At 62.5% G+C, this 8,541-nt stretch carries 8 protein-coding genes and 1 pseudogene; 8 read left to right on the forward strand and 1 reads right to left on the reverse strand.

Annotated features, from left to right (window positions below):
• Window positions 1-143 precede the first annotated feature (143 nt).
• The 8 genes and pseudogenes from tnpA to J9889_RS14985 form a co-directional block, all read left to right on the forward strand.
• Window positions 144-350, forward strand: a pseudogene (tnpA, locus tag J9889_RS14950) (IS200/IS605-like element ISAs26 family transposase); the annotation flags it as partial.
• Window positions 351-470: 120 nt separating this feature from the next.
• The gene (locus J9889_RS14955) at window positions 471-1,088 is read left to right on the forward strand and encodes a glutathione S-transferase family protein (protein WP_039040777.1); all 618 of its coding nucleotides are present in this window, start codon (window positions 471-473) and stop codon (window positions 1,086-1,088) included.
• Between the two features lie 550 nt (window positions 1,089-1,638).
• The gene (rbsD, locus tag J9889_RS14960) at window positions 1,639-2,058 is read left to right on the forward strand and encodes a D-ribose pyranase (RefSeq protein WP_010674787.1); all 420 of its coding nucleotides are present in this window, start codon (window positions 1,639-1,641) and stop codon (window positions 2,056-2,058) included.
• A 35-nt stretch (window positions 2,059-2,093) separates the two neighbouring features.
• Window positions 2,094-3,623 carry a ribose ABC transporter ATP-binding protein RbsA gene (gene rbsA / locus J9889_RS14965; RefSeq protein ID WP_052814800.1) on the forward strand — a complete coding sequence of 510 codons (1,530 nt, stop codon included), beginning with the start codon at window positions 2,094-2,096 and terminating at the stop codon, window positions 3,621-3,623.
• Entirely contained in the window at window positions 3,620-4,588 is a 969-nt protein-coding gene (rbsC, locus tag J9889_RS14970) for a ribose ABC transporter permease (RefSeq protein ID WP_210557218.1), read from the forward strand. The genes rbsA and rbsC overlap by 4 nt, the downstream gene beginning before the upstream one ends.
• Before the next feature lie 30 nt (window positions 4,589-4,618).
• Window positions 4,619-5,494 (forward strand): ribose ABC transporter substrate-binding protein RbsB, encoded by an 876-nt coding sequence (gene rbsB, locus J9889_RS14975; protein WP_010674790.1) that lies wholly within the window; start codon window positions 4,619-4,621, stop codon window positions 5,492-5,494.
• A 98-nt stretch (window positions 5,495-5,592) separates the two neighbouring features.
• Window positions 5,593-6,525 (forward strand): ribokinase, encoded by a 933-nt coding sequence (rbsK, locus tag J9889_RS14980; RefSeq protein WP_010674791.1) that lies wholly within the window; start codon window positions 5,593-5,595, stop codon window positions 6,523-6,525.
• Window positions 6,525-7,550 (forward strand): substrate-binding domain-containing protein, encoded by a 1,026-nt coding sequence (locus J9889_RS14985; protein WP_041211440.1) that lies wholly within the window; start codon window positions 6,525-6,527, stop codon window positions 7,548-7,550. Before rbsK ends, J9889_RS14985 begins: the two co-directional genes overlap by 1 nt.
• 89 nt (window positions 7,551-7,639) lie before the next feature.
• On the opposite strand, the gene J9889_RS14990 is transcribed toward J9889_RS14985, so the two are convergent.
• The gene (locus J9889_RS14990) at window positions 7,640-8,434 is read right to left on the reverse strand and encodes a hypothetical protein (protein ID WP_155488285.1); all 795 of its coding nucleotides are present in this window, start codon (window positions 8,432-8,434) and stop codon (window positions 7,640-7,642) included.
• Window positions 8,435-8,541: the final 107 nt, after the last annotated feature.

Genomic DNA, 8,541 nt, shown 5'->3' on the forward strand with positions numbered 1-8,541 from the left:
CTTGCCGGCATACTCGGCGTAGGCGAAGGTCATCTGCTTCATCGGAAAACTCGGCGGGTGGAATCCGGGTATTTTGCCAAAATCAGGAAGTCTTCTTCAGAGTTTCCTTAGCGTACGTTTTTCTCCGAATTCTGCGGGGTCCCCTGATAGAGTACGCGCCAACGGTGCAGCTATCGGTACTGGTGAACTCGTTAAAGGCGGTCACATCAAGGCGACTGCGTAATGAATTTCTGGACTTGAGAGGTGCTTACAGCAAACCCGTACTCTGGTCACGCTCTTACTTTGCGGGCTCTTGCGGCGGAGCACCGTTGGAGGTGATCAAGCAATACATTCAAAACCAGCGGGGCTGACGCCCCGGCGAAATTCCCCTCCCACCTACGTCGGAGGGAGTCCCCTTTCGCATTTAAGATGGCGCGCGCTGGCGGACGAGATGTCCACTGGCTCTTCTCTCTCACACAAGGAAAACGGTCATGTCCGAACTGACGCTCTATCTTGCCCCGGGTACCTGTGCCATGGCGGTACGCATCGCTCTGGTGGAGGCCGGTGCCCCTCACCTTGTCAAGCGCCTGGATCTGGCCGCTGGTGAACAGCGCAGCCCCGACTACCTCGCCATCAATCCCAAGGGGCGAGTCCCGGCACTGGTGACGGAGCATGGCGTGCTGACCGAAACACCGGCTCTGCTGCTCTACGTGGCCCAGCGTTTTCCTAACGCCGGGCTGGCCCCATTGGATGACCCCTTCCTCCTGGCCAGGATGCAGGAGGTACACAGTTTCCTCGTCTCCACCGTCCATGTCGCCCATGCCCATGGACGCCGTCCCGGCCGCTGGGCCGACGATGAACAGGCCATGGCTGCCATGCAGGCCAAGATGCCCCAGAACATGCGCGATGGCTTTGACCAGATTGAGCGCCACTATCTGGCCGGCCCCTGGGTACTGGGGGAGCGCTTTAGCCTGGCCGACATCTACCTCTTCGTGATTGCAGGCTGGCTCGAGAGCGACGGGGTTGCCATCAGCGAGTTTCCCAAGGTGGCGGATCACTATCAGCGCATGCTGGCCCGCCCCGCAGTGCAGGCGGCGCTCGCCCTCTGATCTCCTCGTGCATATTCCGGTCGAAAATGAACACCTATTCCGGTTTAAAATGAACGCTGATTCCGGCTTGCGTGTACACCATTTCCGGACACCTCAGAGCACGAACTCTGATGTCAGATGAACCGTCATGCTCCAATGACCTGGATCCACAACTGCCGCGCTGCGCTTGGCTGCTGGCTTGTTCGGTGAGTCGAAAAGATGCCTCCCCTCAAAGCTCAGCTTCTGCTCGCAGAATCCCTGGCCGCATACTTTCCGGAAATGGTGTTCACAGATTCCGGAATCACTGTTCAAATTCACCGGAATACGCACTCGCGCCGGGTACGCCTTTTTGTGCGGGCAACATCCGGCGACGCCTCTCAGACGGGGTGCTCTTATGGCACCCGTTTCTTCTGAAATTGCCCTGTCACTGAGATCGTTTTCACATTTTCGTCATCACTGCCTAGACCCGTTAACGGTTAACACCTATCTTTCGCCCTAATGACGCAACCGGTTGCGTAACCGATTGCCCAACTCAATATTCATATGCGGTCCCAGGCCGCCGAGGTGCTGTATGAAACGAGGCAAGCTGCTCAATGCTCCCTTAAGCGCGCTGGTCGCGCAGATGGGCCACACCGACGAGATCACCGTCTGCGACGCTGGCCTGCCCATTCCGGCAGGCCCCGAGCGCATCGATCTGGCGCTGATGGCGGGCACCCCCAGCCTTGAAACCGTACTGACCGCCCTACTCACCGACCTGGTGGTGGAGAAGGTGATCATGGCAAGCGAGATCAAGCAGATCAGTCCCGCCGCCCATCAGGCGCTGGTGGATCAGCTGGAGGCCCACGCAGCCGCCCAGGGCAAGCCCATCACCATCGAGTACTGCCTGCACGAAGCGTTCAAGGCTCGCTCCTGCCAGAGCAAGGCTATCGTGCGCAGCGGCGAGGTGACTCCCTACGCCAACCTGATCCTCTGCGCCGGTGTGGCGTTCTGAATTCTTCAAAGAAGGCCTCTTCAAGGAAGCTGCAAATGAGCACAACCTCCCCCCTCTCACCCATTCTGGAGCTGACCGGGATCGTCAAGACCTTCCCCGGGGTACGCGCCCTCGACGAAGCGGGCCTTCGGGTCTATCCGGGCCAGGTGATGGCCCTGCTCGGCGAAAATGGCGCTGGCAAGTCGACCCTGATGAAGGTGCTGACCGGCATCTACCAGGCCGATGCGGGCTACATCAACTATCGCGGCCAGCCGGTGCACTTCAAGGGCCCCCGCGACTCTCAGGATCAGGGGATCAGCATCATCCACCAGGAGCTGAACCTGCTGCCGGAATTGTCGATTGCCGCCAATATCTTCCTCGGCCGCGAACCGCGCACCCGTTTTGGCAGCATCGACCACAAGCAGTTGCGTGAGCGTGCCAGCGGTCTGCTGGCGCGACTTGGCGTCAAGCACGGCCCGGATACCCGACTCGGGGATCTCTCCATCGGTGAACAGCAGATGGTAGAGATCGCCAAGGCGCTGTCGTTCGATGCCAGCGTCATCATCATGGACGAGCCCACCGATGCGCTGACCGACACCGAGACCGAGCAGCTCTTCACCGTCATTCGTGAACTGCGCGAGCAGGGCTGCGGCATTGTCTACATCTCCCACCGCCTGAAAGAGATCTTCGAGATCTGCGATCGGGTCACCGTGCTGCGGGATGGCAAGTGGATCGGCGAGCAGGCGGTGAGCGATCTCGATGAAGACAGGATCATCGAGATGATGGTGGGCCGCCGGCTGGAAGAGCAGTACCCACGTCTTGAGCGCGAGCTTGGCCCGGTTAGCCTGCAGGTGAACGATCTGGCTGGTCCCGGCGTGCGCGGGGTGAGCTTCTCCCTGCGTCAGGGGGAAATTCTGGGCTTTAGCGGCCTGATGGGCTCCGGCCGCACCGAGCTGATGAAGCTCATCTACGGTGCCAGCCCCATCAGCGCTGGCCAGGTGACGGTGGATGGCCACGCCCTGGTACCCAGAAGCCCGGCCGATGGTCTGGCCGCTGGTATCGCCTATATCTCCGAGGATCGCAAGGGCGACGGCCTGGTGCTGGAGCTGTCGGTGCGCGAAAACATGAGCCTGTGCGCCCTCGGCGAGTTCATTCGTGGCGGTAAGATTGACGGCAAGGCCGAGCGCCAGGCGGTAGGGGACTATGTGCGTTTGTTCAACATCAAGACCCCGAGTCAGGATCAGCTGATCAAGCTCCTCTCCGGCGGCAACCAGCAGAAGGTGGCCATCGCCAAGGGGCTGCTGACCCGGCCCAAGGTGCTGATCCTGGATGAGCCGACCCGCGGCGTCGATGTCGGCGCCAAGAAGGAGATCTATCAGCTCATCAACCAGTTCAAGAAGGAGGGGATGAGCATCATCCTGGTCTCCTCCGAAATGCCGGAAGTGCTCGGCATGAGTGATCGCATTATGGTGATGCACGAAGGGCGCATTAGCGCAGAATTCAACACCCGCGATGCCAATCAGGAGAAGCTGATGGCAGCGGCAGTCGGTAAACAGTGGCAAGCAGAGCAAGAGGCAGCACAATGACAACCCAAACCCTTTCCCGCCGCGGCGTCATGAGCAAGGCCTGGTGGATCGAGAACAAGTCCCTGGTCGCGCTGCTGGTGCTGATCGGCGTGGTCTCCTTCCTGAGCCCCAACTTCTTCACCGCCGACAACCTGCTCAACATCCTGCGCCAGACATCGGTCAACGCCATCATGGCGGTCGGCATGACGCTGGTCATCCTCACCGCCGGCATCGATCTGTCGGTCGGCTCGGTACTGGCCCTGTGCGGCGCCCTGGCCGCCACCATGGTGGCCATGGAGCTGCCCATCGGCCTGGTGATCCCCCTCACCCTGGGGGCCGGCGCCCTGCTTGGCAGCATCAGCGGCCTCATCATCGCCAAGGGCAAGGTACAGGCCTTCATCGCCACCCTGGTCACCATGACCGCCCTGCGCGGCGTCACCATGGTCTACACCGAGGGGCGCCCCATTTCCACCGGCTTCAGTGACGGCGCCTATCACTTCGCCTGGCTCGGGACCGGCTACCTGCTGGGTCTGCCGGTGCCCATCTGGCTGATGGCCATCGTCTTCCTGCTGGCCTGGTACCTGCTCAACCACACTCGCCTGGGCCGCCACATCTATGCCCTCGGCGGCAACGAATCGGCCACCCGCCTCTCTGGTATCAATGTGGATCGGGTCAAGCTCGCGGTGTATGGTCTGTGCGGCATGCTGTCGGCACTGGCCGGGCTCATCGTCACATCCCGCCTCTCCTCCGCCCAGCCCACAGCCGGCATGGGGTACGAGCTGGATGCCATCGCCGCCGTTGTGCTGGGGGGCACCAGCCTGATGGGGGGCAAGGGCCGTATCATGGGTACCCTGATCGGTGCCCTCATCATCGGCTTCCTCAACAATGCCCTCAACCTGCTCGACGTCAGCTCCTATTACCAGATGATCGCCAAGGCCAGCGTGATTTTGCTTGCTGTGATGATCGATAACAAAAGCAACCGTTAACAAGCCACGCCACACACAAGGAATGAAATGATGAAAAAGCTCAATACCCTGCTCGCTGCCGCCATCATGTCCGTGCTGGGCACCGCCCAGGCCGCGGATCACACCCTGGCGATGGTGGTCTCCACCCTCAACAACCCCTTCTTCGTCACCATGAAGGAGGGGGCCGAAGCCAAGGCCAAGGAGCTTGGCTACGAGCTGGTGGTGCTGGACTCCCAAAACGACCCGGCCAAGGAGCTCTCCAACGTGGAAGATCTCACCGTGCGCAAGGTCAACGCCATCCTGATCAACCCGACCGACTCCGAAGCCGTGGGCAACGCCATTCGCCTGGCCAACAAGGCGAACATCCCGGTGCTGACCCTGGACCGCGGCGCAGCCCAGGGTGACGTCAAGGCCCACATCGCCTCCGACAACGTGGCCGGTGGCAAGCTGGCTGGCGACTTCATCGCCGAGAAGCTGGGCAGCGGTGCCAAGGTGATCCAGCTGGAAGGGATCGCAGGTACCTCCGCCGCCCGTGATCGCGGCGAAGGCTTCGCCCTGGCGGTCACCGCCAACAAACTGCAGGTGCTGGCCTCCCAACCCGCCGACTTTGACCGCACCAAGGGTCTGAACGTCATGGAGAACCTGCTGGCCGCCCATCCGACCGTGCAGGCAGTGTTCGCCCAGAACGACGAGATGGCGCTGGGTGCCATCCGCGCCGTGCAGGCCGCTGGCAAAGAGGTGATGATCGTGGGCTTTGACGGCACCGACGATGGCAAAGCCGCCGTGGCCAAGGGTAAACTGGCCGCCACCGTGGCACAGCAGCCTGCCCTCATCGGCGCCATTGGCGTGGAAACCGCCGACAAGGTGCTCAAGGGTCAACCGGTGGAAAAATCCATCCCGGTACCGCTGCAAATCGTCAACAAGTAAGTTGACGGGGGGAGGTTCGCCTCCCCTCTCTTTTTCCGCCAGTGCCGCCTGGTCTGGGTCCACCCAGACCAGGATGTACTCAACCAAGGGTGATAGGAATGAATCGTCTCGTAGTCCTCGGCAGCGTGAATGCGGATCATGTGCTGCGCGTCCCCCACTTTCCCCGCCCCGGTGAAACCCTGACCGGCCACAGCTATCAGGTCGTTCCCGGCGGCAAGGGCGCCAATCAGGCGGTGGCCGCCGCCCGCCTCGGCGCCCCTGTCTCCTTCATCGCCCGCATCGGTGATGATGCCATCGGCCACCAGATGAAAACCGGGTTTGCCAACGACGGCATCGATGTCAGCGCCGTCGAACTCGACCCCAGGCTCCCCACCGGCATCGCCATCATCTATGTGAGCGACGAGGGGGAGAACAGCATCGGCATCTCCGCCGAAGCCAATGGCGCCCTCACCCCGGCCGTAGTGCAAGGTCACGAGGCAATGATCGCCGCCGCCCACACCCTGCTGCTGCAACTGGAAGTGCCGCTGGAGAGCGTGCAGGAAGCGGCCCGTCTGGCTCGTGCCCACGGCACCCGGGTGGTGCTCAACCCCGCCCCCGCGCGCCCGCTCTCAAGGGATCTGCTGGCGCTGGTGGACCTCATCACCCCCAACCAGACCGAGGCCGAGCTGCTGACCGGCGTCAAGGTGACGGACGAAGCGAGCGCCCGGGAGGCTGCCACCCGCTTCCACCAGATGGGCATCGGTGAGGTGATGATCACCCTGGGGTCTCAAGGGGTCTATTGCAGCAAGGGGCAGAAACAGGCGCTCATGCCGGGTTTTCGGGTCAAGGCGGTGGATACCACGGCTGCCGGGGATACCTTCAACGGCGCCTTCCTGGCGGCCGAGCTCGCCGGCGCCGACTTTGACGCAGCCGTACGCTTTGCCCACGGGGCGGCGGCACTCTCCGTCACCCGGTTTGGTGCCCAGAGCTCCATCCCGAGCAAGCAGGAGGTCGATGCTTTCCTCCTTGAACAGACTGCGCAGGGGCACTGATGGCCAATATCAAGGAGGTGGCTGCGCTGGCGGGAGTGTCGACCACCACCGTTTCCCACGTCATCAACGAGACCCGCTTCGTGGCCGAAGAGACCCGGGAGCGGGTCTTCGCCGCCATGCGCGATCTCAACTATGCCCCGAGCCTGGTGGCCCGCAGCCTCAAGGTAAAGGAGACCAACAGCATCGGCATGCTGGTTACCACCTCCAGCAACCCCTTCTTCGCCGAGGTGGTGCGCGGGGTGGAGCGCTACTGCTTCGAGCAGGGTTACAACCTGATGCTGGGCAACACCGAAGGACAGGCCGAGACGGCGCTCTCCTACCTCAAGATGATGCTCAGGAAACGGGTCGACGGCCTGCTCATCATGTGCAGTGAAGGGCAGCAGGAGGTGTTCAACCAGCTCGACTGGCTCAAGAGCCTGCCGGTCGTGGTGATGGACTGGGGCATGGAGAATGGCGAGGTGGATCTCATCGCCGACAACTCCCATCGTGGAGGCTACCTGGCAACCCGCCATCTGCTGGGGCTGGGTCACACTGCCATCGGTTGCATCACGGGCCCCCACAGCCGCGCCCCGGCCAACCAGCGCCAGGCGGGTTTCGAGCAAGCGATGCAGGAGGCCGGGCTCACCGTCAATCCGGGCTGGATCCAGGAGGGAGACTTTGACTGCGCCAGCGGCGCCGCCGCCATGACCCGCCTGCTGGCGCTGCCAGAGCGTCCCACCGCGCTGTTTGTCTGCAACGACATGATGGCCATGGGGGTCATCAGTGCCGCCCATCAGGCAGGGCTGGTGATCCCCCGCGATCTCTCCATCGTCGGCTATGACAACGTGGCGCTGGCCCAGTTCATGTCCCCCCCGCTCACCACGGTCAATCAACCGAAAGAGGAGCTGGGCCGCCTCGCCGTCACCCGGCTGCTGGCGCGCATCAACGGCGAGCCCATCGCAAACCGCATGATCACCGTGGATCCGGACCTGGTGATCAGACACTCCTGCGCTCCCTTTTCCTCACCGGACAGCAAACCAGTTTAAGTGCCAGCAAGCAGCAGAAGGGCGGCCATGAGCCGCTCTTCTGTGTATTGTCTCCTTGGCATCGGCCCCGAGACTGCACAAGCCACCACTCAACTCAGCTTGAGATCATCCTCTTGCTGCGCCTCTCCCAGGGGAGCCAGGCGCAGCAGCCCCAGCGCCGTTGCCAACGGCTGGAGCAGCGCCTCGTACCCGGAGGGTGCTGGCAGCCAGTAGCGAATTGGCCAGCCCGCTTGCAGCAGTTCGGGGGCGCAGCTGCCAAGCTCGCTCAGCGCCAGCATGCAGCCACACTCGCGCATCTTCTCAAGCAGGGTGGCATCCGGTATCAGCGCAGGCAATGCCAGGATCAGTCTCCCCTGTGGCAAGGGGGGCAGGCTCGCCAGCAGAGGGGCCAGCTGGGCAGGCTGATGAAGCCTTACCAGCAAGGTGCCACTGCATGGCTCTTCTGTCAGCCATCGTGCCATCACGGGCCCAAGGACACCACGCTCTTGCATCCAGCCCACGTCACAGGGCTGCTGGCTCACCCGCCAGCGCAGGCTGACCGCCGTCACCGGCACGCCCTGCTCGTCTCTCATCGCCTCGCAGAGGGTCTCCAGGGGGGAAGGGGCGGCCCCCGCCAGCCATTCCCGCAATTGGTGCAGCTGCCGCTGGGCCATGTGGAGATCAGCCTTCATCGCACTCTGATACCACACCAGGGTGGTCCCCTCACGCTTGGCCTCGTTCAATGCCAATATGGCTTGCTCCAATAGCTCATCGGCATCCTCGCCACCCTCGCGCCTGGCCACTCCGAAGCGACACGCCAGATCAAAGCTGCTTTCCCGGGTCACAAACTCAAACTGCAACAGACTCACCTTGACATCCTCCCCCACCTTAGCGCTTCGCGTCACAGGAGGGGGATTCCCATTACTGGGTGATAGCTGCTCGCGCAGTACCGGGTTCCTGCTTCATCGGGCGGCCTGATTGCACCACGCCTCCACAGGCTAAAACGGCGTGT

The organism is Aeromonas sp. PrichA-15 (genome assembly GCF_017939245.1).
GTDB lineage: Bacteria > Pseudomonadota > Gammaproteobacteria > Enterobacterales > Aeromonadaceae > Aeromonas > Aeromonas caviae.